The sequence below is a fragment of the Rhodococcus sp. DMU2021 genome, from assembly GCF_019641445.1.
GTDB lineage: Bacteria > Actinomycetota > Actinomycetes > Mycobacteriales > Mycobacteriaceae > Rhodococcus > Rhodococcus pyridinivorans.
Window position 1 is genome coordinate 1 of the sequence record NZ_JAIFKB010000002.1, and the last position, 26,992, is coordinate 26,992.

A 26,992-nucleotide genomic window follows, 5' to 3' on the forward strand; every position below is an offset into this window, starting at 1 on the left:
GAAGTGCCCGGTGGCCACGGCCACGCCTACACGACCGAGGCCGGGTTCTTCTGGGCGGACATTCTCGGCATCGAGGACGAGGTGCGCGTGAAGGCGGTCTTCGACGCACTGTCGTCGGATGAGTGACGAGGAGAATTCACCCTCCCGCTTAGTCCGGCGAATCGAGTTTTCTCCAGGTTTCTCGCACCACCCCGTGATACAACCTCGATATCGCTTGTGAATCGACACAGGAATGCGAACCGGAGTACGTCGATTCACGGGGATCGATAATTCGTCGACGCGGATCTACCGCGGGAAGGTGTCGCATATGTGCACACGAGTTGTGTGGAACGGCCCGTCCGGTCAAGTGCTCGTGGGACGCAACATGGATTACCACCGCGAAACCGCCACCAATCTGTGGGCGCTCCCCCGGGGTATCACTCGCGACGACGGTGTCGGTGGACAACTCTCGTGGACGTCGAAGTACGGCAGTGTGGTCGCGGGTGCCTACGATATGATGACCGTCGACGGACTCAACGAGGCCGGCCTCGGTGGGCACATCCTGTGGCTCACCGAATCGGACTACGGCACCCACGACAAGAGCCGACCCGCGCTCAGCGTTGCGGTGTGGATGCAGTACTTCCTCGACAACTTCGCGACCGTCGCCGAGGCCGTCGACTGGATCGAGAAGACCGGCGTGCAGGTCGTTCCGCTGGGCGACCCGGCGACCGGTGAGGTACCCGCCGTGCATCTCGCACTCGACGACGCGACCGGCGACTCCGCGATCATCGAATACCTCGACGGCACACCGACGGTCTGGCACAGCCGCGACTACGCCGTCATGACGAACTCCCCCGCCTACGGCGAACAGCTGGAACTGCTGAAGAAGGTGAAGGGATTCGGCGGTGAGGCACCACTCCCCGGCACCGGTAATGCGTCCGACAGGTTCGCTCGCGCAGCGCATTACGTCGGCAGCCTTCCGGAACCGCAGAGCCAAGTGCAGGCGATCGCGGGCGTTCTCAGCGTGATCCGCAATGCCGCGCAGCCGTTCCGCGTACCCGAACCCGGAAAACCGTATGCTTCGCAGACGATCTGGCAGACGGTGGCCGACCTCGCCGAGAAGCGTTACGTGTTCGAATCGACGACGCGCCCCAACATCGTGTGGGTCGACCTGAGCGATCTCGACCTCTCGGAGGGCGTACCGGCGGGCAAGCTCGATCTCCTGGGCGACACGGCACTCGAAGGTGGCCTCGCGGGCAATGTCAGCGGCCGATTCGAGAAGTCGGATCCGCTGACGTTCATCGCGATGCCGTCATAGATCTGCACACGAAAGATCCCCGGATGCCTTCCCTTCGGGGATCTTTCTCCATCCGATGGCCACCGCGAACGCTGGGGCGGCCGAGTCGTCTCAGTAGTCGTCGATCCCCGTCATCGTTCGTGTACCCGCATCCACGGTGTCGTCGACGACCGTTGCATCCACCCGGCCCGGCGCGATCCCGCGACGCTCCAACTCCTCCCACAGCCCGGCCATGGCCGCGACCGGGTCGAGGTAGTACTCCGATTCCCGGACCCGCCAGAACTTCCAGCCGCTGCGGTGCAGTTCACGCTCCCGCTCCAGATCGGCGCTCTGCCGGTCGGGGCTCGTGTGCCACTGCTCGTCGTCGCAGGCGACGGCCAGCTTGCCTGCCGCCCCGGTCACGACGAGATCGATGAAGTGGCCGTTCACCTCGACCCGCGGGTTCACGTGATAGCCGCGAGTGGCAATGTCCAGGAAGACGTCCTGCTGGAAGAGGCTGTCGAATGCCTCGTGCCGCTCGTCACGCGTCACGCCGGCGGGCATCGGCTCGGCCGGCCGCGGGGACGTCGTCCGCATGTGGGTGAGCAGCGAGTACCGCAGGTCGGTGCGGCGCAGCGTGTCGATGGTCCTCGAATGGAACAACCACAGCTGGTCCTGGGCACGCGACGCCGCCACGTTGAACCGTCGCTGGTATTCGGTTCGCGTCAATGCCGCGATGTTCTGTTCGGGCGCGACGACCATCGACAGGAACACCACGTTCCGTTCGTCGCCCTGGAAGTCCGGGGGCGTGCCGACGCGGAGCCTGCGTTCCTCCCACTGCTCCGGGGTGAGCCGCTCGAGCAGTTCGTTCTGGATGATGTCGACCTGCAGCTGCCCCTGCAGCACCACCACACCGAAGGTCTTGCCGTCGTAGGCAGGATCCTCGACGCACTTCACGAGCGTATCGACGAGGGCATGCGCCTCGGCATAGTTCGTCAGCGTCGAGTTCTGGCCGGTGACGGCACCGTCCTCGACAAGGGTGGTGCGCAACGGCTGCAGCCGATCGGAGCCGTACTGCCGCATGGGGACCAGCGGGTCGTCCGCGTAGAACTGGTCGCTCGACCACGCGATGATCTCCGGCATCGACCGGAAGTGCTCCCGCAACCGGACGATGCTGCCGAACCTCGACCGCAGCAACGAGAACAGACTCGATCGCGGAGTGAAGCTGTCGCGCAGATAGTTCGGGATGTCGGGCAGATACGAATCGAGACGGCTGAACACCCCGTCGAGCGCACCCAGCGACACCGCGCTCGGTGCACACTGCTTGTCATCGCCGACGACGATCACGCGCGGCGCCAGCCACAGCAGGAACAGGCTGCTGATGTCGGTCTGGCTCGCTTCGTCGACGATGACGACATCGAACGAATTCTGTTCGGGCGGAATCGAAGCCAGCACCTGCTGCAGCGGCATCACCCAGGCGGGCACTGCCCCCTGTGCGACCTGCATGGCCTCGCGTGCCGCCGCCCGATAACGCTCCGCATAACGGCCGGTGCCCTTACCGATGCTCGCGATGTGATCGCGGTACGAATGGAGCGCCTGGACCTGCTCGGCCGTGGTGCGGTCGAGACATGCGCTCCACGCCTTCTCCTCGACGAGCTCGGTCGTGAGTCGCGCGATGTCCTTCTCGAGTGCGTCGAGGTCGCGTTCGAACTGCCCGTCGTCGGTGCGCTCGTGGAAGCGTCGCACCCATTCGTCCGCGCGTCGCCACGCCCACGCCTCGTCGATGTCGGCGAGACGAACCGGCCAGGCGAGGCTCAACGGATTCTCCGCGAGGGCCTGAGCGAGTGCGGGTGCCGCGGAGGTCAGGCGTGCGTGGAGGGAGACGAGTTCCAGCTCCTCACGCTGCTCCCCCGCCGCCCGGTCCCACGCGTCCAGGGCCGCATTGATGGCGTCGAAGTCGGCGTCGTGGAAGGCACGGGCCAGCGCGCGTCCTTCGGGCGATGCTCCCCCGGAGATCTGTCCCCGCACGTACATGCCGATGGATTCGAGCCAGTTCTTGCTCGCTTCCGCGGTGCCCGCGGCGGCGATGGTCCGTGCCGACTCGGCGGTGGACCGCGCCTGCTCGATGCTCGTGATCCGCGGCGCCCCCGGATGGACTTCGCGCAGTGCGGATTCGACGTCGTGCACCCGGGCCACGAGATTGTCGACGATGGCGCGATCCCGGTCGAGGAATGCGAGGGTGCCGACGGCGCGGCTGCGTGACTCGTCGAGCTCGATGTCGATTCCGAGGTCGCGAAGGACCACCCGCGCGACCCGGATCGCCTCGAGCGCACGGAGGTGCTCGGCGACGATGCGCGCCGTCTGGGCGGTAGTGGCGGCGACGCCGTCGACGGTCGCGATCTCCCCGAGCGCTTCGACGGCGGATTGCTCGTCGCTGCGCCGGAACCGGGTGAAGCCACTGCGCCACGTGTCGCCTGCTTCGAGCTTGCGGGCGAGCGCGTCGTACGCCTCGAAGGCCTGTCGTCCCGTCACCGCGATGTCCACCGAGCTGGCACCGACGATCCGGTCGGCCTCCTGCGCGGCCTGCACGAGCCGGGCGAGCTCGGCGGTCTTCCCCCACAGGTGCTGGGCCCGGCCCGACAGGACGTCGTCGGCGACGCGCTGGATCCGGGCGTCGAGCCGGTCCGCGTCCTCGAGGGCACCCTGCAGCTGCTCGCACAGATCGCGGATACGGCCGAGTGCTTCGAGCGATGCACCCTTGAGGATCCGCAGCAGCCCCTGCGTCTCGCCGTTGGTCGTGCCGCTCGACGCCTGGGAGACGGCGGCGCACGCGTACTGCAGTTCCCTCTGGGTGGGCAGTGACAGTTCAGGGAAACGCTGCTGGCGACGGCGCGCGCGCTCGACGCTCGACCGCTGGTGCAACGAGTGGAGGGTGACGAGTTCGTCGACCGTCAGCGGTGGGGTGTCGGTGAGCAGAGGCGCGGGCAACCACGCGTACTTGGCTTCGTGTGCGCGGACCCGTCGGACGATCGACGCGGCCGTCCCCTCGTAACCGGCGGCGACGTCGGCGTGGACCTCGGTCTCCTCCGCGCGCGCCTGCCGGATCTGTTCCATCAGCGTCGCGCGACGGTCGAGAGCGTCGTTGCGTTGCGAGGTGAGCTCGTCGATGCGTTCCTGCGCGCGTCGAACGTTGAATTGCGCCTTGCGGATGGCGATTTCGCTGACACTGCGAGTGAGTTCGACCGTGCCGCCGTGCACCGGGTCGGTCACGGCCACGCACAGTTCCTGCAGCTCGGACGGGAGCTTCTCCCGGAGCACGCGCAGCGCCTGCGCCTTCTCACTGGTGACCAGCACCCGCTGCCCGCGCGCGAGCAGCGCCGCGACGATGTTGGCGATGGTGTGGGTCTTACCCGTACCCGGAGGTCCCTCGACCACGACACCGCTGTCGCCGGCGAGCCGGTCGATGATGTCGCGCTGTTCCTCGTTCGCGGGCAGCGGCAACAGCTGCTCGCCGGTGAACTCGGTCGACGGCGTGCCGATGCGGTCGAGCCATGCGACCCGGTCGGCCGGTTCGATCGCTTCGACGAGCTGCGCCAGCCCGAGCGGCACCGGGTTCGACTCGTCGGCGGCCGCCTCGGTCATGCGGCTGTAGTACTCGATGAGCGCGTGCGCGCCGCGCTTGCGCAGCACGAGCACCGGCGACGGCGTCACGAAGGCATCCGACGACGACGCTTCGTCCGCACGATCGACGACGTCGACCGGCACGGTGAGCGCACGCTCGGCCCAACTCTTCAGGAACGCGCGAGCCGCGGGGTCGAGAGGCGACGCGACCTGGGTGACGAGGGCGTCGTGCAGCTCACGGACGCTCGTCGGGTCGAAGACCTCCAGACCGGTGAGGAGCTGGACGTCCTCGAGCGACGGCCCCGCGCTGGGACTCAGCCGGACCACCAGGTCGCCGGAATCGCCCTGTCGCTCGATGAGCGCGGCTTGGGTGATCAGGTGCGTGTGGACCCGCGCGCCCGCCACACCCTCGGAGAGGTGCAGCAGACCCGACGCGACGACGAGTTCCAGCGATTCGGGCTGGTCCTCGAGGTCGAGCATCGCTCGCTGCAGGAAGGAATACAGATGCGAGGCGGCCTGCCGTTCGCGGTCGACGACCGCCCACGTGCGCCATTCCGTCAGCCACGCGTCGAGACCGTCGATGCCGATGGCCTGGGGGTCGAGTTCGGGCTCGACGGCGGAATCCGCGATGTCCCCGTGCATGTAGTTCGCGAGCTCGGCGGGCGGGCGCGGGGGCTCTTCGAGCTGAGCGCGACGCGCGCGCAGGACGATGTCGCCCGACGCGGCATGGGCACGCAGGCCGGCCCTGATATTTCCCTCCTCGAGGGACATCACGGCGCGGTGTTTGTCGACGACGCGGACGGGCGCGCTGCGGGCCTTGACGAGCTCGGCCAGGAAGGCAAGCAGGCGCTGCACGCGATCCCTCAATTCGGGTTCGCTCTCGCCTGACTCCACTCGCACTCCACTCACCCCTGCGGACGTCCTTCCGCCCGTCGACGGATACGGGCATGTCCACCTTAGAAGTACCGATCGACATGCCCGTTTCCGGTCCCACGTGACGCTCGCGACACTTCGACGCGCCGTCGCCGCCGATGCGCTGAGCTGCATCGACGGCGACGGTGCTGTGTGGAGGCGTCAGGGGATGGTGACCGTGCGCGATGTCGTCACGCCGTGATTGGTCGCGCCGAGTTCCCGTGCCGTCTGTCGCGGCGGCACCCGATCGAGCGCCCACCGCTCGACCAGCAGCGTGATTTTGGTGAGCATCTCGGTGCGCAGGCGCTGGAACGAATCCTCCGGATCGGTCCCCACCCACCCGAGGAGCACCCACCACGCCCACGCGACCGCGCCGGCGTTGGCGACGAAATCCGGGATCACCGGGATACCGCGTCCGGTGAGCACGGCTTCGGCGTCCGGCGTCGTCGCGGAGTTCGCGGCCTCGATGACGACCCGTCCGGCGACCCGGCCGACGTTCTCCGCCGTGATGGCGTAGGAGATGGCGGCGGGGACGAAGATGTCAACGGGAATGCCGATCACCGCGTCGCGCGGCAGTTGTTCGAGGTGCGACGGGAGGCGGGACCGGTCGATCTCCCCGTACTCGTCCCGAAGGTCGAGCAGTGCCGGGATATCCAATCCGTCAGCGCAATACAGTGTTCCGGCGGCATCGGCGACGGCGGTCACGCGCATGCCCGCTTCGTGCAGGTACCAGGCGGCGCCGCCGCCCATCGTGCCGATTCCCTGGATCGCCACGGTGGTCTCGGCCGGCGCCCAGCGGTATGCGTTCGCGGTGGCGATGCAGGCCTGCGCGACGCCGTAACCACCGATCACGTCGCCCAGCAGGAAACCGCCGTCGACCGGCGCATTCAGGGAGGTGCGCACCCGGTCCAGGGTGATCGCCGGGTCCGCCGCACGGCTGATCGCGGCGTGGAAGGACTGATGCAATCCCAGCCGCTCGAAGACCTCGTCGAGGAGATGCTGGGGAACGCCCAGGTCCTCGGCGGTCACCCAGTGCGCGTTCAACCAAGGACGCATCGCCTGGCAGAAGCGCTGCAGCACGTCGACGGCACGGGGATCCTTCGGGTCGAAGTCGATCCCGCCCTTCGCGCCGCCCACCGGCAGGTCGAACACCGCGGTCTTCGCGGCCATGCCGCGCGCCAGGTCCTCGACCTCCGACATCGTGCACCCGGCCCGCATGCGGGTGCCGCCGGTCGCCAGATCGCCCACCAGGGTGTGGACGACGAGATAACCGTGCGCACCTGTCACCGGATCCGTCCAGGTGAGACGCATGAAAGGTTCGTCCCTGCGGGTGTCCACCGCGTCGACGCGTGCTGCCATGGTGGTCATATGCGGTCCCCCGTTCGTCAGAGCCGTCGTTACGTCGATTCGGCCGGTGACGCCAGCGTGCCCGGGGGTAGCGCGGGGCGTCCAGTTACGAAACTCGAAGGTGAGAGTTCACGATTTCTACACAACGCGAGCTCACAGCGGTTGCAGGTCCCCGGGCGCGCCCTACGCTGACGGCATGGAGTTGTCCCTGCGCCGGTTACGGATGCTTCGAGAACTGCATCGTCGAGGTACCGTCACGGCCGCCGCGCTCGCCCTGCACTACACCACCTCGGCGGTCTCGCAGCAGCTCACCCAGCTCGAACGGGACGTCGGCGCAAAGCTTTTCGAGCGCCGGGGACGTCGGGTCCAGTTGACGGAGGCGGGCGTGCTGCTCGCCGAACATGCCGAGGAGATCCTGCAGTCGGTGGAGCGGGCGACGACCGCGCTCGAACAGTCCCGCGACGGGGTCAGCGCGCGCCTGACCGCCGGTGTGTGGGCCTCCGTCGCATCCACTCTGATCCCCAGCGCGCTGGCGTTGTTGGCTGCCGAGCACCCCGGCATCGAGGTCCGCACGAGAGAGCTCGCCCCCGAGGAGACCGCCGGAGCCGTCCGTGACGGATCGCTGGACTTCTCGTTCGTCATCGAATACTCCGGCTACCCGATGTTGTGGGATCCGGAGCTGACCAAGGTGGTGATCGCGGTCGAGCGACTGCACGCCGCGGTGCCGCCCGGGACGGTGCCGGCGGGCACCATCGCACTCGCCGACCTCGCCGAGCATCCGTGGGTATTGGCCGGCCCGAACTCGCACTTCGGCCGCGCGGTGAGCCTCGCGTGTCAACGTGCGGGGTTCGAGCCGAGGATCAACCACGAGGTCGGTGAGCAGGCGACGGCGCTGGCGATGGTCGCCGCGGGGCTGGGTGTCACGCTCGTCTCCGATCTCGGGCTGACGTTGAGCTCACCCGGGATCGAGGTGGTGGCGCTGACCGAACCGCTCGTGCGCACGATCTCCATCGCGCATCGCGGGGTCGCGTCGGAACGGCCGCCGCTGCGCCTCGTGATCGACGCGGTGCGCACCGCCGCAGCGGAACGGGGGCTCGCGGCGCAGTAGCCACGAGCCCCCGTCTGTCGCTGCCTACTGCGCGAGCTGCTTACGCAGCACGTACTTCAGGATTCCGCCGTGCTGGAAGTACTCGGCCTCGGCGGGGGTGTCGATGCGCACCGTCGCGTCGAACTCCGTGTCCCCCGCCTTCACGTGCACGGTCTCGGGGATCTCGTCGCTGTCCGCCAGACCGGTGATGGTGAATTCCTCCTCCCCCGTCAGGCCGAGGCTCTGCGCCGACTCGCCCTCCGGGAACTGCAACGGCAGCACGCCCATACCGATGAGGTTGGAGCGGTGGATGCGCTCGTACGACTGCGCGATCACCGCGCGCACCCCCAACAGCAACGTGCCCTTGGCCGCCCAGTCACGCGACGAGCCCGACCCGTACTCCGCGCCCGCGAGCACGACCAGCGGTGTGCCGTCCTCCGCGTACTTCTGCGCGGCGTCGTAGATGCTCATCTGCTCGTCGGTCGGCAGATAGCGGGTGACGCCACCCTCGACGTCCGGCACCAGTTGGTTGCGCAGTCGGATGTTGGCGAAGGTGCCGCGGATCATCACCTCGTGGTTGCCGCGTCGCGACCCGTAGGAGTTGAAGTCGGCCTGCTCGACGCCGTGCTCCTGCAGGTAGCGACCGGCGGGGCTGTCGCGTCGGATCGCACCGGCCGGCGAGATGTGGTCGGTGGTCACGGAGTCGCCGAGCAGCGCGAGTACCCGCGCGCCCTCGATGTCGCGCAGCGGCTCGGGTTCCGACGACATGTCCTCGAAGTAGGGAGGACGTCGCACGTAGGTCGACTCGTCCTTCCATTCGAACACCTCGCTGTCGGGCACGTCGAGGTTCCGCCACGTCTCGTCACCGGTGTAGACGTCCTGGTAACCGGTCTCGAACATCTCCGCGCGCACCGCGTCGTCGATGACCTCCTGGATCTCCTGCGTCGTGGGCCAGATGTCGCGCAGGTAGACCTCGTTGCCCTCGCTGTCGGTGCCGAGTGGGTCACTGAAGAGGTCGACGAGCATCGACCCGGCCAGCGCATACGCGATCACCAGCGGCGGCGACGCGAGGAAATTCATCTTCGTCTGCGGATGGATGCGTCCCTCGAAGTTGCGGTTGCCCGACAGCACGGCCGAGACGTTGACGTCGTGCTCGTCGATCGCGGCCGCGATCTCGTCGGGAAGCGGGCCGGAATTGCCGATGCAGGTCGTGCAGCCGTAACCGACGAGGTTGAAGCCGAGCTTGTCGAGATAGGGCGTCAGACCCGAACGTTCGTAGTAGTCGGTGACGATCCGCGACCCCGGAGCCAGCGTGGTCTTCACCCACGGCTTGCTCCGCAGCCCCTTCTCCACGGCCTTCTTGGCGAGCAGCGCCGCACCGATCATCACCGACGGGTTCGACGTGTTCGTGCACGATGTGATCGCCGCGATCACCACATGTCCGTTGTCGAGTTCGAACTCGTCGCCGTCCCCGACCCGCACCGGGACCTTCTTCGACGGCGGCGCCGAGGTGTCGGCGTCGTCGGGCACCGGGTCGCGCGGCTCGTCGCGGGAGTCCTCGCTGCGCACCGACACCGGGTCGCTGGCAGGGAATGATTCGAGCACGCCCTCGTCGACACCCGAGTCCTGGACGCGGGAGACGACGTCGGGCACTTCCTCACCGTTGAGCAGCGAGGTCACGGCCTTCGGCGCGAGGGCGACGGGGATGCGGTCCTGCGGTCGCTTCGGGCCGGCGACGGACGGTCGCACCTTCGACAGATCCAGTTCGACGACCTCGCTGTAGTCGGGTTCGCGATCGGGGTCGTGCCACAGACCCTGTTCTTTCGCATACGCCTCGACGAGGCGGATCTGCCCCTCGTCGCGACCGGTGAGACGCAGGTAGTCGAGGGTCGCGTCGTCGATCGGGAAGATCGAGATCGTCGAGCCGTACTCGGGGCTCATGTTGCCGATGGTCGCGCGGTTGGCGAGCGGCACGTTGGCGACACCGGGACCGAAGAACTCGACGAACTTGCCGACCACGCCTGTCTTGCGGAGCATCTCGGCGACGGTGAGCACGAGGTCGGTCGCCGTGGTGCCCTCCTGCAGTTCGCCGGTGAGCTTGAAGCCGACGACCTGCGGGATCAACATCGACGCCGGCTGGCCCAGCATCGCCGCCTCGGCTTCGATGCCGCCGACACCCCAGCCGACGACACCGAGGCCGTTGATCATGGGGGTGTGCGAGTCGGTGCCGACAAGCGAGTCGGGATAGGCGACGAGCCCGCCGTCCTCGTCCTCCCGCGTGAAGACGACGCGGGCCAGGTACTCGAGGTTCACCTGATGGCAGATGCCGGTGCCGGGCGGGACCACCTTGAAGTCGTCGAACGCCCCCTGCGCCCAGCGCAGTAGCTCATAACGTTCGCGGTTGCGCTGGAACTCGAGGTCGGTGTTGATCCGAAAGGCGTCCTCGGTGCCGAAGACGTCGGCGATCACCGAGTGGTCGATGACCAGCTCGGTGGGGATCAGAGGGTTGATGCGCTTGGGGTCGCCGCCCTGCTGGGTCATGGCGTCGCGCATCGCGACGAGGTCCACGACGCACGGCACGCCGGTGAAGTCCTGCATGAGGACGCGTGCCGGGGAGAACTGGATCTCCGGGTTGTGCGTCGACTTCGGATCCCAACCCGCCACGGCCTCGATCTGCTCCCGGGTGACGAGTCGCCCGTCCTCGGTGCGCAGCAGGTTCTCCAGCAGGACCTTGAGGCTGTAGGGCAGCCGCTCCGAGCCCGGGACCTTGTCGATGCGATAGATCCGATAGTCGGTGTCGTCGACCTTCAGGGTGTCGCGTGTGCCGAAACTGTCGTCACTCATGAACGTGCCTCCCGACTGCGATGTTTCCGGTGGTTACCCGAATGGGTAGCCCGTTCCGCTGCCCGGCAATCACGGGGGGTTCAGGTGGTCGTGCGGGCGATCTCGTCAGTAATGAGAGCGATGCCGTCAGGTGGTTCCATGACGCCGACCAGCACGGCTTGGGTGACGCCGTTACTCACTGCGACGAGGCGTAGGGCTTCCGTTCGTGCTCTGTCGGGTGGCATGCCCAACTCTTCGAGGAGTCGTCGAGTTTCCTCTGTTGTGCCTTGTGTCGACTCTTCCAGGAACGCGCGGATCCAGGGGTCGCTCGCGGATTTGGCGAGGTAGGCGTACCAGACGGACACGCCGAGGCGTCCGGCCTCGTCCGTCGGGACGGGTTGAGCGAGTAGAGCGACGAGGGCCGCCCGTGGATCGGATTCTGCTCGTTCATAGCGTTTTTCGGCTTCGGCGACCATGTATTCGGCGCCCGTGCGGATCAGGTGTTCCTTGGAATCGAAGTAGTGCTGGATCCGGCCGATCGACACTCCCCCGGCGGCGGCCACCGCCTGAAAGGTCACGCCGTCGATTCCTCGCTCGTGGATGACCGCCCACAGCGCGTACACGATTTCCCTACGGCGTTGCGCATGGTCGACGACTCTCGGCATGATCACACGATACAATATGAACATATTGCAACGTCGACAATCGGGGGTCCCGATGACCCAGCACATTCGATCGAGCAGATTTCTTCGGCGCACCGGTCTCGGAGTGGTGGCGACACTCGCAGCCGTCGGCCTGGTCGCCGCCTATCAGTTCTTCTTCGGCGCGCCGGGCGTCGGCCACTTCCGCAGTGATTCCGGTCGGGCCGGTTACGTCGCTGCCTACGAGAGAGCGATGTCTGCGCTGCCGCCACCTTCTGCAGTTCATGACGTTCCTACTCGGTTCGGCACGGTCCGCGTCTACGAATGGACGTCGCCTCGGACGGCCGACTCGGTGCCCGTCGTTCTCGTCCCGGGCCGCGCGTCGGGTGTGCCGATGTGGGGCGAGAACCTTCCGGGCTTCCTCCCCGAGCACCGCGTTCTCGCGTTCGATGCTCTCGGCGACGCAGGCTTGTCCGTCCAGGCGGCGCCTCTGACCTCCACGGACGACCAGGCGCTGTGGATCGATGACACGCTCTCAGGTCTCGGAGTGGAGACCGCTCATGTCGTCGGACATTCCTTCGGCGGGGCGAGCGCAGCGTCCTACGCGAAGCAGTTCCCCGAGAAAGTCCGGTCGCTGACGCTGCTCGAGCCTGTGTTCACCTTCGGCTATCCCCCTGCCCGAATGTTGTTCTGGGCGTCGGTGTCGACACTGCCGGGCCTTCCGACCGATTGGCGGGACACGGCACTCGCGAAGGTCGGGGGTGTCGACGACTACGACTCCGATGACGCCACGGCGACGATGATCTCGGAGGGTTCGGAGCATTTCTCCGCCGCACTACCGACCCCGTCGCCCCTGAGCGACGACGAGCTTGCGGCTTTGGTTATGCCCACCTATGTCGCTATCGCGGAGCGTGATTCACTCGTCGGAAGCGAGAAAGCAGCCGATCGAGCACGGCAACTCGCTGATGCCGAGGTTCTGGTCTTTCCCGACACGACGCACTCGCTCCCCATGCAGGCAAAAGATCGACTGAACTCGGAACTACCCGAGTTCTGGCGCGGGGTCGAGCAGGGCTGACGCGGTAGCGGAGCGGTTGTGTTAGCGTCTGCCCGACAATCGATCGGGGGGTCGCATGGGCAGGTGGGGAATCGTCACGCTCGCAGCAGTCGCGGCAGTCGCGACGGCCTGCAGTCCGAGCGCCGCGGACGATGCCACAGGAGACGAGACGACGACGTCGACCACCCGCACCCCGCGCATCACCGACGACTCCGGTCGACCGCCCGTCACCTTCGACCCCTGCTACGACATCCCCGACGACGTCATGAACGCAGCCGGGTACGACGCGGCAAAGAAGGAACTCGCGGACATGCCGATGGGGACGCATACCTTCCTCGGTTGCACATACAAGAAGGAAGATCTTGTCCCCGGAGTCAGGCGGGGGTACAGCCTGAACATCTTGTCGGGAAACGTCAGCCTCGACGAGGAGTTGAAGAAGAACGGGCATGTAGCAACCAGCGCGACCATCAACGGCCGATCCGCGCTACTCGAGGTGGATCCCGAAAACCGGGATGCATGCACTTATGTACTCCAAACGGACTTCGGCGTGGTCTTCGTCACAAGGCTGTACAACACAGACCATCCAGGGCCCGCGCCCCAGAGCGAATGGTGCGCGGGCATGGAGGAGTTCGTCGGCTCGATCGAACCGCACATCGCGAACTGAAGAGGGTGGTCATGTCGAGTTCCACCAGGCTCGAACCCAGCGTCATCGACGAACTCGTGAGGATATGCAACACAATGCTCACGGAGTTCGAAGACGCGCGAACGACCGCAGAATGGCTCACCAGAACCGAAGGTTTCGGCGACTTCGACTCAGCACAGCAGCTCGCGGCGGGATACCGACGGAAGGCTGCGGGCACTCCGGAATCGGCGAAGGAGCGCGTCGAGCAGTTCATCGATGCCCTCACCCAACTCCGCGACGCATTCGCCACCGGCGGAGAAGCCTTCCTCGACACCGAATCCGACTGGGCCCGCCAACTCGCCATCACCGACCCCGACAGCGGAGCGGGAAACGGTCATCAGGGCGCGCAATAACGCGCACCTCTGACCATTTCGCGCTCCGGAGCAGTGCCCGGGACGGTTGTGTTAGCGTCTGCCCGACAATCGATCGGGGGGTCGCATGGGCAGGTGGGGCATCGTTGCGCTCGCAGCACTGGCTGTCATGGGGACGGCGTGCAGTCCGGGTTCAGCTGATGATGTCGCTGTAGGTGACGAAACTGCCACCACGACAACCCGAACCCCGCGCATCACCGACGACTCCGGCCGCCCGCCAGTCACCTTCGACCCCTGCTACGACATACCCGACGACGTCATGAACGCAGCGGGGTACGACGCGGCCAAGAAGGAAATCGCGGACATGCCGATGGGGACGTACACCTTCCTCGGCTGCGCCTACGAAGGAACCATCAGCATCCCAGGTGTACTGGCTCGTTACGACCTGCTTGTGCTGGCTGGGAACGTCACACTCGACGAGGAACTGAAAAGGAACGGGCATGTCGCCGAGTCAGTGCAGATAGATGGGCGGCCCGCACTCGTCGAAGTCAACCCGAACGCGCGAGACACGTGCCGATACGTCTTACAGACGACCTTCGGAATCGTGGGCCTGAGTCGCATCTATCACAAGGATCACCCCGGTGCAGTCCCCCAAGATGAATGGTGCGCGGGCGTTCTGGATCTGGCAACGACATTGGAACCATTCATCCAAGACTGAATACTGCGGGGAGTAGGCATGTCCGAGGCAGTGAGGCTGGAACCAGAAGTCATCACCGAGATCGTGCGTATACGCGACGTTATGCTCGAAGAGTTCCGAAGCTCTGCAAGAGTCACCGAAAAACTGGCATTCACGGCCGGTTTCGGCGATTTCGACTCTGCACAGCAGCTCGCCGCCGGGTATCGCCGCAAGGCGGCTGGAACCCCGGAATCCGCAAAGGAACGCGTCGAGCAGTTCATAGAAGTACTCACCCAACTTCGCGACGCCTTTGCGGCAGGCGGAGAAGCCTTCCTCAACACCGAATCCGACTGGACACGCCAACTCACCATCACCGACCCCGACAGCGGAGCGGGAAACGGTCATCAGAGCGCGCAATAACGCGCGCCTCTGACCACTTCGCGCGCTCGAGCGGTTGTGTCGGCGTCCGGCTGGCATTCGATCGGGGTCGAATGGGCAAGGGGAACAACCGATGCGACTTCCATCCGCTCGCCCGTTGGCTATTCGGAACGGTGCAGACAGTATCTGCGATTGCGATCACAATCAATCCGATCCTGCGAATCAGGCCACCTTGCAGATACCTATGGGCGCGCGGAGCAGGAAACGGTCATCGGAGCGCGCTACAACGCGCTCTTGTGACTAGTTCGCGCTCCGGAGTGCTGGGCCGAGCCGTTGTGTTAGCGTCTGCCGACAAATCGATCAGGGGGTCGCATGGGCAGGTGGGGAACAGCCGCGCTCGCAGCACTGGCGGTAGTGGCGACGGCGTGCAGTCCGGGTTCGGCGGAGCCGGCCACGAGCGACGAGGCTTCCACGTCGGCCACCCGGACCCCGCGCATCACCGACGACTCCGGCAGACCCCCCGTCACCTTCGACCCCTGCTACGACATCCCCGACGACGTCATGAACGCGGCCGGGTACGACGCGGCCAAGAAGGAAATCGCGGACATGCCGATGGGGACGTACACCTTCCTTGGATGCACGTACCGAGACCGCAACCAAGTCCCCGGTGTACGACGCGGTTATAGTCTCAACATTCTTGCTGGAAACGTCTCCCTCACGGAAGAACTCGACAACAACAGGCACATCGCAACAACGTTGACTATCAACGATCGTCGCGCGTTGCTCGAAATCGACACGAACCGGAGCGACACGTGCAAGTACGTTCTCGAAACCGAGTTCGGAATCGTCATGTTCACGCGAATCCTCCATACCGAGCGACCCGGCAACGCCCTTGTAGAGGAATGGTGCGCTGACTTCGAGGAACTGGTAGCCGCAGTCGAACGGCAAATCCTTAGCTGATTCGCCTGCCAAGTCGAGAGGTTACAATGCCCGAATTCACCAGGCTGGAACCACATGTAGTTGACGAGATCCTGCGGATCTGCGAGGTGATGCTCGCAGAGTTCGACGGTACACAGGCGACGGCAGCGAAGCTCACCGACGTTCGCGGATTCGGTGACTTCGAATCCGCCCAACAGCTCGCAGCCGGCTACAAGCGTAAAGCCATGGGCACTCCGGAGTCAGCTCACGAACGCGTCAAACAATTCATTCAAGCATTGAGGAAACTCCGTGACGCCTTCGCTACCGGCGGCGAAGCCTTCCTCGACACCGAAGCCGACTGGGCCCGACAACTCGCCGCCACCGACCCCGACAACGGAGCGGGAAACGGCCATCAGAGCGCGCGATAGCGCGAACCGACGACCGTTTCGTGCTCCGCCACGCTCAGCTGATCTCCGCCCGAACGACGAAGCAGAAATCAGTCGTCGACCTCCACCCCGTACCGGCGGGCGAGGGCTGCGAGGTCGTCGTCGTATCCTTGCCCCACCGCGCGCAGCCGCCACTTGTCGGCTCGGCGGTAGATCTCGGTGAGCACCATGGTGCGTTCGGTGGTCCCGGCGTCGAGCACGAAGGTCGCGGCGGTGCCGGTCTCACTGTCGACCGCGACCGATACCGCGCCGAGTTCGCCGAAGGTGCGGTTGCCGTCGATGGCCGCTGCGATGGCGATGCGTTCGCATTCGGCGGGAAGTTCCGCGAGGTCGACGCGGATGCAGTGCTCACTCGAACCGTCGATGGTCAGTTCGATGACGCCGTCGTCGTAGAGCGGGTTGTTGTAGAAGACGAAGTCGTCGTCGGTGTCGACCTTCTCGTCGGCGCCGAGCAGGAAGGCCACAATGTCGAGATCGAATTCGTCGCCGACGGCTTCGGCTTTCCAGGCGACGTTCACGGCCCAGCGGTGACTGTCGGACGGCAGGTCGGTCACCTCACCGCGGGACAGCACCGGCGCCGTGAGCCGCGACTCCGCCCGCATGTGCGGGGGCACCACTCCGTTCTCCACCGCGGCATCGACGTCGTCGGGTCGCAGGACGGGCAGCTCGCGCGCCGCGACCCGCGCCATCCGCTTGTCGGCCTCTCCCCCTTCGAGGACCAGCACGTCGGTGACGGCGGCCGTGAAGTTGAGGGCCGGCCGGGCACCGAGCTGAGTGAGGCGCGAGCGCATCATGACGGCCTGCAGGTGCGTGCCGCCGAGCAGCAGTACCTTACGTCCGGTCCACAGCTTGGGCTTCTGTCCGGTCGGCGGCCGGACCGGGGGCACCACCGCGACCTGTGGTTCCGGTGGCGGGATGATGTCGACGACGGTCGCAACCTTCGATTCGCCCGGACTCACCCGCGCCAACAGCTCCTCGAGCTGCTGTTCGCTGATCACGGGAATGCCTTCGGCCATCGCCTTGCGGACCTTGGCGGTCTGCACGGTCGGGTCGTTGCACACCACGACGCTGGTCTGTTTGCTCGCGTTGTTCATCACGTCGAGTCCGGCGTCGGTCAGCCGGTTCGCGAGTGCGACCCGCGGAGTGACGGTGGAGCCGCTGATCACGACCTTCATGCCCTGGACGAGGCCGTCGTCGCCGAGACGACCCGGGTTCTTCCACTGGCACGCGACCCGCGGAACGGATGCGGGATACACCGACTTGCGGCTGCGGCAGTTCACGACGGGTAGCGGCAACTGCAGGTTGTCGGCCATGGCGGCGCTGCGCAGGAATATCTCCGACAGGACGCGCGCGTCGTCGTAGGCGTCGTGCTCCTGCAACTGCTGGACCTGCCAGTGCTGCGCGAGGGTGGCCAACCGGTAGTTGGGGACGTCGAGTTCGAGCCGGCGCGACAACGCGAGCGTGCACAGACGGTGCTCCGCCGGCATCGAGGTGCCGGCCCGACGGAACTCGGCGTCGAGGAATCCGTAGTCGAACGACGCGTTGTGGGCGACGAGTGTGGCGCCGTCGAGAATCCCGGCGAGTTCGCCGGCGATGTCCTCGAAGCGCGGCGACCCGGTGAGGCGCTCCCGCGTGAGGTTGTGGATGTGCACCGGTCCCGGGTCGCAGCCGGGGTCGACGAGAGTCGAGAACTCTCGCTCGGCGGACCCGTCCTCGCGCAACACGAGGGCGGCCACGCTCAGGACCCTGTGGGCGTTGGGACGCACACCCGAGGTCTCGACGTCGACCACCACCCATCGATGGTCGCGGGGCAACGTCACGGACCCCTCCGCCGGTGCATGCACTTCGATCACGTCATCCTCCGATCGCTTTCATCCCCCGACGAAAACCGACACGGTCGGACATTGTGGCCCTTGTTACCGACACTGTCGTCACCGCCCCGACATCGAGCCGATCCCGTAGGAGACGGTTGTCGTAGGCGTGTGCCACCATGGGCGCGATCGAAGCGAGAGGGAAGCTGTGTCGACTGCCGACCTGTACCGCCTGACGCGGCTGCGCGATCAGCACGCCGCGTGGACGCTGCTGCGCGCCGACCACGCCCCCGCAATCCTCGGGATGCTGGGACGACACTTCGATCGGGGAACCCGGCGACTTCCCGCCCCCGAACTGTTCGCCCGCCTCGACGCAGACCTGCAGGACCTCCGCGACCAGGGATTCGACCTTCCACGCACCGCCCAGGCCTACTGCGCAGATTGGGTGCGCGCCGGATTTCTGCTCCGACGTGCCGATACGGGCTCGCGCGAAGAGACGCTGGAGCCGACCGAGTCCGCATTCGTCGCACTGAATTTCGTTGCGCAACTGACGACCGACACCAGTTCGATCACGGAATCACGACTGACAACCCTGTCGAGCCAGTTGCAGGCGCTGGCTCGCGATTCGGACCCACGGAGCGAAACCCGTCTGGCAACGCTGCGGGCCGAGCGCGACGCACTCGACCGGCAGATCGCAGCGGTGGAATCCGGCGACTTCCCTGTCCTCGATGGCCCACGGGCCGCGGAACGCGTGTCGGAGATCCTCGCGCTTGCCGGCGAGATCCCCGGGGATTTCGCACGAGTACGGGCCGAACTCGAAGGGCTCAATCGCGAGTTGCGCGCACGGATCCTCGACGACGAAGGCGACCGCGGCGACACTCTGGGCGAGGTCTTCCGAGGTGTCGACCTCATCGGCAGTTCCGATGCAGGACGCAGCTTCACCGGGTTCTACGACATGATCATCGATCGTGAACGGTCTGCACAGCTCGACGACTGGATCGAGGCGGTACTGACTCGTCCGTTCGCCCGAAGCCTGTCTCCCGAGCAACGTCATCGGTTCCGATCCTTGCTCACCGAGATGGAGGACGCAGGTGGCGAAGTGCATGCGACGATGACGTCGCTGTCACGCTCACTGCGGCATTTCGTGCAGTCCCGCCATTACGAGGAACATCGCCGATTGCAACGTCTGTTGCGCTCGGCGCAACAGCACGCTCTGCAGGTGGCACCCCACCGCAAGCCTTATGAACCGCTCGACCTCGACCTGGTGCGGATCGGCATGAGTATCGAATCGGTCGCGGCATTACAGTTGCACAATCCCGCAGACGATCTGGTGTCCGAACCGGTGGTGTCGCAGACGCCAGGTGAGGTCGACCTCGACGATCTGCGGCGGATCGTCCGCGAATCGGAAATCGACATGGAAGAGCTGGTCGGTAGCATAGCGGCCACACTGCGCGTGCGCGGTAGCGCGACGATCGGCGAGGTCCTGCGCGAACATCCCGCAACCCAAGGGTTGGCAAGCGCCATCGGGCTTCTGGTTCTCGCCGTCGAGCACGGACACCGCGTGGAGGGCGATGAGGAGATTTGCTGGAGCTCCCCATCCGGCGTCGAACGGGTGGCCACGGTACGCCGGCATCTGTTCGATCCCACCGATCCTGCCTTCACCACCTTGGAACAGGACAGCCTATGACCGACACCACGACCGGGCTGTATCCCGGCGACACCGGCGAACTCGAACTCGACACCCGGCGCGCATTGGTCCAGCTCCTCAAGGGTCCGCTCATTACCGCCGGCAAGCATCCCGAGGTGTGGCGGACGGTGATCCGCGACGAGCGCGTGCTGCGTTCTCGGTTGGCCGATGTGTTTCTCGATCTCGTCGTCGACGAGGACGAACAGCTCGCATTCACCCGTCCCGCCGAAACCGGCGATCACAAGGCCCCCGCAGTGTTGCGCACCGAGCGATTGACATTCATGGACACCGTGATGCTGTTGTCGCTGCGGCAGCTGCTCCTCCGCGCACAACCCGGTGATCGGGTCATCGTCGATTTCGACGAAATGGCCGGGCAGCTCGAGATGTACCGTGCGGCCACGAGTACCGACCCGGCCGGTTTCCGGCGCAGGGTCAACGCTTCGTGGGAGAAGTTGAAGAAGTACAGCCTTCTCGCGTCGACGTCGACGGAGGGTCGGATGGAAGTCTCTCCGGTGTTGCGGCAGTTGTTCGATGCCGATCAGGTTGCTGCTGTGGAAGCGGAGTTCCGGCACATCGTCGCGGAGAGTCAGCCGTGACGGCCACCCCTCCCCACCCGTCCCAGTTCCGGCTTGCCCGCGTGCAGGTGGTGAATTGGGGAACCTTACACGGTCACCACGACATTCCGATTGCGCGCAAGGGTTTCCTGATCACCGGCGCGTCGGGATCCGGAAAATCCACTCTCATCGATGCGATCTCCACGGTGCTCATGCCGGGCGGCAGTGTCCGATTCAACGCGGCCGCGCAGGAATCCGCGGCCGGTTCCGGGCGCAACTTCGTCAGTTACATCCGCGGTGCGTGGCGGCGCGAAGCCGACGTCGATACCGACTCCCTGACCGCTTCCTATCTACGTACGGGCGCCACCTGGAGTGCCGTCGCGCTCACCTACCGCACCGGCGACGGTGCCGCGCCCGTGACGCTCGTCAAGCTCATGCACCTGCGGCGTGGAGCCAACGCGAACAACGATGTCTCTCACCTGCATCTGATCTTCGATTTTGATTTCGACCTGATCGATCTCGAGCCGTTCGCCGGCCGCGGTATCGACACCCGGGGCATCCGAAAGCGTTGGCCCGGGGCTACTGTCAATCCCAGTTACACGGCGTTCGCTCGCGCCTTCCGCGCGAAGCTGGGCATTTCGTCGGAGGCGGCCCAACGGTTGTTGCACCGAACACTGTCGGCCAAGAGTCTGAACAGTCTCGATCAGTTGCTGCGCGACTACATGCTCGACGAACCCGACACCTTCGCGATGGCCGATCGCGCGACGTCCCAGTTCCGCGACCTGCGCGAGGCGCACCGTGTCGTCGTCGACGCGCGTCGGCAAGTCGAGGCACTCGATCCCCTTGTCGGTCTCGCGGAGGTTCGCCGCCGAGGCCTCCAGCAACAACGCGAACTACAGGAAGAGAACGACCACCTCGACGCCGTGCATGCCCGGATGACGGTGGATCTGCTACGAGAGAAGCTCGACGAGGCCTACGCACAGATCGGACTGTTGCAGACTACCGTCGACAAGACCTCGGTCGAAGCCGAGCGCGCGGCCGAGCGCACCCTCGATCTGCGGGTGCGGCTCGAAACCACCGACGGTGGACGGTTGTCCACTCTCAGGCTGCAACGCGACGCGGCGGAAGCCGACCTGACTCGGACCGTACAGTCACGGAGCAGGTTCGACACCGCCGTCGGATCGTGGGAAGCAGAGGCACCGACCACCGCTGAGGAGTTCGCGCATCTGCGAGCCCAGCTCGAAACGGAGTTGCGTGAGCTCGACGCGACAGTCGGTACACGCAGAAACGATGTGTACGAGGTGGTGCGAGCACTCGGCACACTGCGTTCCGAACACCGACAACTCATCGCCGACCGAGAGCTGCTCGCCCGGCGACGCTCCAATCTCGATCCCGCTCTACTGCGGATACGCGAACTGGTCTGCACCGCAGCTGGTCTCAGCGAAGACATGTTGCACTTCGCGGGCGAACTCCTCGAAGTGCGCTCCGAGCATGCCGAGTGGACCGGCCCCATCGAGCGCGTACTCGGCGGGCTTGCTCGCACGATGCTCGTACCCGACGAATATTATTCACGCGTTGCAGCAGTGGTCGACGCGCAGCATCTCGGCACCCGGTTGGTGTACCGCCGGGTGCGTACTCGTTCTGGCCGACCTGCCACCCCGGCGAGCGGTGACGAATCGCTGGTTCGAAAACTGGACGTGCGGCCGGGACCGCTGGCAGCGTGGCTGCAGCACCACCTCGCCGAGCGTTTCGACTATGCGTGCGTGGCGACCGTCGACGACCTGAGAGGTGTGCCGCGCGGCGTGACCCGGGCCGGTCAGGTCAAGCACGGCGGCGAGCGGCACGAGAAGGACGACAGGTACCGCGTCGACGACCGCAGCCGATGGGTGCTCGGGTTCGACAACGAAACCAAGCTCTCCGATCTGCGTCGCCGCATCGGCGAGGTCGAATCCGAGATCGCCCGCCTGCAACGTCGGCAGGAGTTGCTCGAGCACGCAGAGTGCACGGTACAGCAGCGTCGACACGCGGCGGAGATCATCCTCGACACGACCTGGGCCGACATCGACGTCGAAGCGGCCGAGGCAGCGGTTGGCGCGATCGAGCATCGACTCGAGGGATGGTTGCAGGGCAATGCCGAGTACGCCTCGCTCACGCTCGATCTTGCCCGTGCGGAAACCGAGGAGAAGGAGGCCCGCGCAGCGTATACCGCAGCCGGATCCGGTCTCGAACGCCACCGTGGCGATGTGGAGCACACTCGGCAGCGGCTTGCAGAAGTGGAAGCACACGCCGATTCGGCGGTTCCCGACGGGATCGACAAGCGCATCCGCGCACGCTTCGATGCTGCCGCACGTCGACCGACGAGCGAGAACATCGACCGGTTACTGCATACCGTCGGACGAACCATCACGGACGAGCACCGTGCGGCGCTCACGAGAACCACGGACGCCGAGCGGCGCATCACCGCGATCCTCACCGCCTATCTCGCCGAATGGGAGTCACGACGCGCCGAGATGCGCTCCGACGCAGAGTACGTAGACGATGCTCTCGCGGTGCTCACTCGACTGCGCAACGACGGATTACCCGCATACGAGGACGAGTTCTTCCGGCTACTCAACGACCAATCGAGCCGCAACATCGGAGAGCTGGCCCGCGCGATCCGCAGGGCACCGGGCGAGATCCGTTCCCGTATCGAGCCGGTGAACGAATCGCTCCGGCGTTCTCCGTTCGACACCGACCGGACTCTGCGGATCGATGTGAAGGATCGGCGTTCGCCTGCCGCGGCCGATTTCCTCGCGGAACTGCAGCGCATTGTCAGCGGCTCGTTCAAGGAAGAGGACCGGGTCGCCGCCGAGCAACGGTTCGAACAGATGGAGCGGATCCTCGAACGCCTCGACTCGGGCGAACCCGCCGACCGGCGCTGGCGGCAGTTGGTACTGGACACCCGCCTGCACGTCGGCTTCATCGGAGTCGAGGTCGACGGGGAGGGCGTGGACGTCAATTTCCACGACTCCAGCTCCGGCCTGTCGGGTGGGCAGGCCCAGAAACTGGTGTTCTTCTGTCTCGCCGCCGCCCTGCGCTATCAGCTGGCGGCATCGGGGGAAGAGTTGCCGCGCTACGGCACAGTGATCCTCGACGAGGCATTCGACCGTGCAGATCCTGCGTACACGCGGCGAGCACTCGACGTGTTCACCCGATTCGGTTTCCATATGGTGCTCGCGACGCCGCTGAAGTTGCTGCAAACCCTCGACGATTACATTGATGGGGTGGCCGCGGTGAGCATCAGGGACAAGAAGTACTCGCAGCTGGCCTTGTTGCCGATCCGCAGCGCGGAGGAGCCCCGCGAGTGAGTACAGTGTGCGTGCCGCCGTCAGCCGTAAGTACCAGGGCAGAGACGGCCTACCGGAATCGTCGCAGCAAGTGGGTGGCCGATCCAATTGCAGCCGAATCCGATTCACTGTCGATTGCGTTGCACCCACCCTCGGAACGGCAGGTCGCGGAGGATCCCGACGCCGTGGTCGCATGGGTGCGCGCCTGGCAGATGCACCGCGGAATCGGTCGCGTGCACTGGGAGACGCGGCGCTGGCCGAGCTTCGGCACGCAGGATGTGCCGGTGCGGGTCGTGTTTGCAGGTCCCGGTGAGATTGCCGCCGCGGCAGGCCGGATGTCCGAATGGCACAGGCTCACCGCCCGGCGGGTGCAGTTGGTGGAGATTCTGGCACCCGGTACCCCCGCGCTTGCCGACGCGATCGGCTCGACGCTTTCACGGTGGCTCGAACTCGGCGAAGCCGACTTCGTGCGCCTTGTCGGCGTGGTCCGGTGGCTGGCCGACCATCCGGCTTCGGACGTTTTCATTCGGCAGCTTCCGGTGCCCGGTGTGGATACCAAGTGGATTTCGCGGCATCGCGGACTGGTCGAGGTACTTCTCGAAGGCGCTGTGGGGAATCGTGACCTCGGTGTGCGTTCGGTGCCTCGATTGTGCGAAATTGCGGTTTGTGACCGCACCTTGCTACCCACGGCACCGCGACATTGTGCAGCGCCGCTGGACGAGCTCGCCGAGTTGCCGCTCCACCCGGAGCGCATACTGGTCCTCGAGAACAAAGAGGGCCTCCATGCGCTGCCTGATCTGCCGGGCACCGTGGCCGTACACGGCAGTGGTTACGCAGTGCACGAACTGGCCGCACTATCCTGGCTCGCCGACTCGGATGTCGTTTACTGGGGTGATCTCGACACGCACGGCTTCGTGATTCTCGACCGTTTCCGCGCTTACCTGCCTGACGTGCGCAGTTTCCTCATGGACCTCCACACCCTGGAAGCGTGGAGTGCTCTCGCGGTAGAGGAACCGTCCCCCAGCTCGCACGTGCCGATGCGACTGACGCCCGCGGAAAATGAGGTCTTCACGCGGTTGCGCGTGGAACGACTCCGCCTCGAGCAGGAGCGGATTCCGTGGCCGCACGTGATGGAGGAACTTGCCCGCGCCTTCACCGGCGCGATCGGACATGATCGAGACTCGACCAGGATGGATCCGACCGCGCTTGGAGAAGGAGTCTCATGACCGAACCGGCCCTCCGCTCACCCCTCAAGATCGTGGCGCGACTGACCGTCGAGGAGAGGGCGTCGCTCACCAGCGGCCTCGACTTCTGGCACACCGAACCGGTTGCGCGCGAGAACATCCCCTCGATCATGCTTACCGACGGGCCGCACGGTGTGCGGAAGCAGACCGCCGAGGGCGACCATCTCGGTCTGCACTCGTCCGTGCCCGCGACCTGCTTCCCGCCTGCCGTCGCCCTGGGATGTTCTTTCGACCCGGAGTTGCTCGAGCGCGTCGGCGCGGCGTTGGGCGCGGAGGCCCGTGCACTGCAGGTCGGTGTCCTGCTCGGGCCCGGTATCAACATCAAGCGCTCCCCGCTGTGCGGGCGGAACTTCGAATACCTGTCTGAGGACCCGCTGCTCTCCGGTGTTCTGGGCGCCGCGCTCGTGCGCGGCCTGCAGTCGCAGGGTGTCGGCGCGTCGCTCAAGCATTTCGCGGCGAACAACCAGGAGACCGACCGCATGCGGGTCTCCGCCGACATCGACCCGCGTCCACTGCGGGAGATCTATCTGCGTGCCTTCGAGCGGGTCGTGCGCGACGCGCAGCCGTGGACGGTGATGTGCTCGTACAACCGGATCAACGGGGTGTACTCGTCCCGTAACCCGTGGCTGCTCACCGACGTCCTGCGCGGCGAGTGGGGTTTCGAGGGTCTGGTGGTGAGCGACTGGGGTGCTGTCGACGACCGCGTCGCGTCCCTCGCGGCAGGTCTGGATCTCGAGATGCCGTCCACAGGAGGTCGTACGGACGCCGAGATCGTCGCGGCGGTACGGGCGGGCACGGTCGACGAATCGGTCCTCGACACGGCAGCCGCGCGGGTGATCGAACTGGTGCAGAAGGCCGTCGCTGCGTCCGATCCCGGCGCGACCTTCGACGCCGATGCCCATCACGCCCTCGCACGCGAGGTGGCCGCGCAGAGCATCGTGCTGCTCCGCAACGAGAACGACCTGCTCCCCCTCGCCACCGACGCGAACATTGCGGTGATCGGCGAACTGGCCCGCACGCCGCGCTACCAGGGCGCTGGATCGTCCCGGATCGAACCGACGCGCCTCGACAACGCGCTCGACGAGATCCGGTCGCTGTCCGGCCGGGACGTTCCCTTCGCCGCCGGTTACGCGCTCGACGGATCGGACTCGGCCGAACTCGTCGATGAGGCAGTGAAGCGTGCCGCAGACGCCGATATCGCGGTCGTGTTCCTCGGTGTACCCGCCGAACTCGAATCCGAAGGTTTCGACCGCGACGACCTTGAACTCCCGCAGCGTCAAACCGCGCTGCTCGATGCTGTGCTGACGGCGAACCCGAACGTCGTCGTCGTGTTGTCGAACGGCGGTGTCGTGCGGCTCAGCGGCTTCGCCGACCGTGTTCCTGCGATCGTGGAAGGGTGGCTGCTCGGGCAGGCCGGTGGGGGCGCCGTCGCCGACGTGCTCTACGGGCACGCGAATCCGAGCGGCCGCCTCGCGGAGACCGTCCCGATCCGGCTCGAGGACACCCCGGCGCACACGAACTTCCCGGGCGAACACGGCCACGTGCGGTACGGAGAAGGATTGTTCGTCGGATACCGCTCGTACGACGCGCGTCGCCTCGACGTGTCCTTCCCCTTCGGTCACGGCTTGTCGTACACGACGTTCGAATATTCCGATGCCGCTGTGGAATCCGACGGCGATCTCACGGTGCACGTCACCGTCACCAACACGGGTGGGCGTGCGGGCGCCGAGGTCGTGCAGGTGTACGCCGGTGCACCCGGTTCGTCCGTTGCTCGGGCGCCGCGAGAGTTGAAGGGCTTCACCAAGGTCCGTCTGGATTCCGGCGAATCGCAACGTGTGGCCGTGAGTATCCGACGCGACGACCTCGCCTACTGGGACACCCGCGTCGATTCCTGGGTGGTCGAAGGTGGCACGTACAGCATCGACATCGGTGCGTCGAGCCGCGACATCCGGCAGACGTTCACCGTCGACATGACGGGCGACGCGGTGCGAATTCCGCTGACGATGGAGTCGTCTCTCGGAGAACTGTTCCAGAACCCCGCGGCCGCCGAGATCGTCCTGCAGGCGTTCGGTTCGCTCGGCGGCGAGGTCGGGGTCGACGAGAGTGTTCTGAAGATGGCAGCGTCGATGCCGCTCGGTCGCCTCGCCGGATTCGCTCCAGGGGTCGAGTCGGAACAGATCCAGCAACTTCTCGATGTGGTCAACCAGCAGGAGTGAAGG

Annotated in this window: 19 protein-coding genes; 14 read left to right on the forward strand and 5 right to left on the reverse strand. The window is 66.0% G+C overall.

From position 1 onward, the window contains the following. Window positions 1-307 precede the first annotated feature (307 nt). A complete protein-coding gene (locus tag K3M35_RS03420; protein ID WP_039958818.1) occupies window positions 308-1,297 on the forward strand; it encodes a linear amide C-N hydrolase in 990 nt (329 codons plus the stop codon). Between the two features lie 90 nt (window positions 1,298-1,387). Here the strand turns inward: K3M35_RS03420 and K3M35_RS03425 are convergent, their stop codons facing one another. Then, window positions 1,388-5,776, reverse strand: a complete 4,389-nt coding sequence (locus K3M35_RS03425; protein WP_220666138.1) for an AAA domain-containing protein — start codon at window positions 5,774-5,776, stop codon at window positions 1,388-1,390. 174 nt (window positions 5,777-5,950) lie between these two features. Next, window positions 5,951-7,156: a glutamate dehydrogenase gene (locus K3M35_RS03430; RefSeq protein WP_016694173.1), complete on the reverse strand. Its 1,206-nt coding sequence runs from the start codon at window positions 7,154-7,156 to the stop codon at window positions 5,951-5,953. A 175-nt stretch (window positions 7,157-7,331) separates the two neighbouring features. On the opposite strand from K3M35_RS03430, the gene K3M35_RS03435 reads away from it, so the two are divergent. Beyond that, the gene (locus K3M35_RS03435; protein WP_220665979.1) at window positions 7,332-8,243 is read left to right on the forward strand and encodes a LysR family transcriptional regulator; all 912 of its coding nucleotides are present in this window, start codon (window positions 7,332-7,334) and stop codon (window positions 8,241-8,243) included. A 24-nt stretch (window positions 8,244-8,267) separates the two neighbouring features. Here K3M35_RS03435 and K3M35_RS03440 read toward each other — a convergent pair whose 3' ends face one another. Further along, complete coding sequence (locus tag K3M35_RS03440; RefSeq protein ID WP_220665980.1) at window positions 8,268-11,066, reverse strand: aconitate hydratase; 2,799 nt, start codon at window positions 11,064-11,066, stop codon at window positions 8,268-8,270. 80 nt (window positions 11,067-11,146) lie between these two features. After that, window positions 11,147-11,710: a TetR/AcrR family transcriptional regulator gene (locus tag K3M35_RS03445; protein ID WP_259443586.1), complete on the reverse strand. Its 564-nt coding sequence runs from the start codon at window positions 11,708-11,710 to the stop codon at window positions 11,147-11,149. A 52-nt stretch (window positions 11,711-11,762) separates the two neighbouring features. On the opposite strand from K3M35_RS03445, the gene K3M35_RS03450 reads away from it, so the two are divergent. The 7 genes from K3M35_RS03450 (at window position 11,763) to K3M35_RS03480 (ending at window position 16,133) form a co-directional block, all read left to right on the forward strand. Continuing rightward, window positions 11,763-12,761 (forward strand): alpha/beta fold hydrolase, encoded by a 999-nt coding sequence (locus K3M35_RS03450; RefSeq protein ID WP_220665981.1) that lies wholly within the window; start codon window positions 11,763-11,765, stop codon window positions 12,759-12,761. Window positions 12,762-12,816: 55 nt separating this feature from the next. Beyond that, entirely contained in the window at window positions 12,817-13,404 is a 588-nt protein-coding gene (locus K3M35_RS03455; protein WP_094980742.1) for a DUF3558 domain-containing protein, read from the forward strand. Between the two features lie 11 nt (window positions 13,405-13,415). Further along, on the forward strand, window positions 13,416-13,775 hold the full coding sequence (locus K3M35_RS03460; protein ID WP_220665982.1) for a hypothetical protein: 360 nt from the start codon (window positions 13,416-13,418) through the stop codon (window positions 13,773-13,775). An 85-nt stretch (window positions 13,776-13,860) separates the two neighbouring features. Beyond that, a complete protein-coding gene (locus tag K3M35_RS03465) occupies window positions 13,861-14,451 on the forward strand; it encodes a DUF3558 domain-containing protein (RefSeq protein ID WP_220665983.1) in 591 nt (196 codons plus the stop codon). 18 nt (window positions 14,452-14,469) lie between these two features. Beyond that, complete coding sequence (locus K3M35_RS03470; RefSeq protein ID WP_220665984.1) at window positions 14,470-14,829, forward strand: hypothetical protein; 360 nt, start codon at window positions 14,470-14,472, stop codon at window positions 14,827-14,829. Between the two features lie 330 nt (window positions 14,830-15,159). Further along, window positions 15,160-15,747 (forward strand): DUF3558 domain-containing protein, encoded by a 588-nt coding sequence (locus K3M35_RS03475; RefSeq protein ID WP_220665985.1) that lies wholly within the window; start codon window positions 15,160-15,162, stop codon window positions 15,745-15,747. A gap of 26 nt (window positions 15,748-15,773) precedes the next feature. Continuing rightward, on the forward strand, window positions 15,774-16,133 hold the full coding sequence (locus K3M35_RS03480) for a hypothetical protein (protein WP_220665986.1): 360 nt from the start codon (window positions 15,774-15,776) through the stop codon (window positions 16,131-16,133). Window positions 16,134-16,201: 68 nt separating this feature from the next. Here K3M35_RS03480 and K3M35_RS03485 read toward each other — a convergent pair whose 3' ends face one another. Then, window positions 16,202-17,971, reverse strand: coding sequence for a TerD family protein (locus tag K3M35_RS03485; RefSeq protein WP_308257048.1), 1,770 nt, complete (start codon window positions 17,969-17,971; stop codon window positions 16,202-16,204). Window positions 17,972-18,170: 199 nt separating this feature from the next. Between K3M35_RS03485 and K3M35_RS03490 the strand changes: the two genes are divergently transcribed. The 5 genes from K3M35_RS03490 to K3M35_RS03510 are packed head-to-tail and all read left to right on the forward strand — an operon-like array spanning window position 18,171 to window position 26,989. Further along, the gene (locus K3M35_RS03490; RefSeq protein ID WP_220665988.1) at window positions 18,171-19,649 is read left to right on the forward strand and encodes a DUF3375 domain-containing protein; all 1,479 of its coding nucleotides are present in this window, start codon (window positions 18,171-18,173) and stop codon (window positions 19,647-19,649) included. Then, on the forward strand, window positions 19,646-20,245 hold the full coding sequence (locus tag K3M35_RS03495; RefSeq protein ID WP_033097366.1) for a DUF4194 domain-containing protein: 600 nt from the start codon (window positions 19,646-19,648) through the stop codon (window positions 20,243-20,245). The genes K3M35_RS03490 and K3M35_RS03495 overlap by 4 nt, the downstream gene beginning before the upstream one ends. After that, entirely contained in the window at window positions 20,242-23,550 is a 3,309-nt protein-coding gene (locus K3M35_RS03500) for an ATP-binding protein (RefSeq protein ID WP_220665989.1), read from the forward strand. Before K3M35_RS03495 ends, K3M35_RS03500 begins: the two co-directional genes overlap by 4 nt. Before the next feature lie 11 nt (window positions 23,551-23,561). Beyond that, the gene (locus K3M35_RS26595) at window positions 23,562-24,755 is read left to right on the forward strand and encodes a DUF3322 domain-containing protein (protein ID WP_231782095.1); all 1,194 of its coding nucleotides are present in this window, start codon (window positions 23,562-23,564) and stop codon (window positions 24,753-24,755) included. Beyond that, complete coding sequence (locus K3M35_RS03510; RefSeq protein ID WP_220665990.1) at window positions 24,752-26,989, forward strand: glycoside hydrolase family 3 C-terminal domain-containing protein; 2,238 nt, start codon at window positions 24,752-24,754, stop codon at window positions 26,987-26,989. The genes K3M35_RS26595 and K3M35_RS03510 overlap by 4 nt, the downstream gene beginning before the upstream one ends. Window positions 26,990-26,992: the final 3 nt, after the last annotated feature.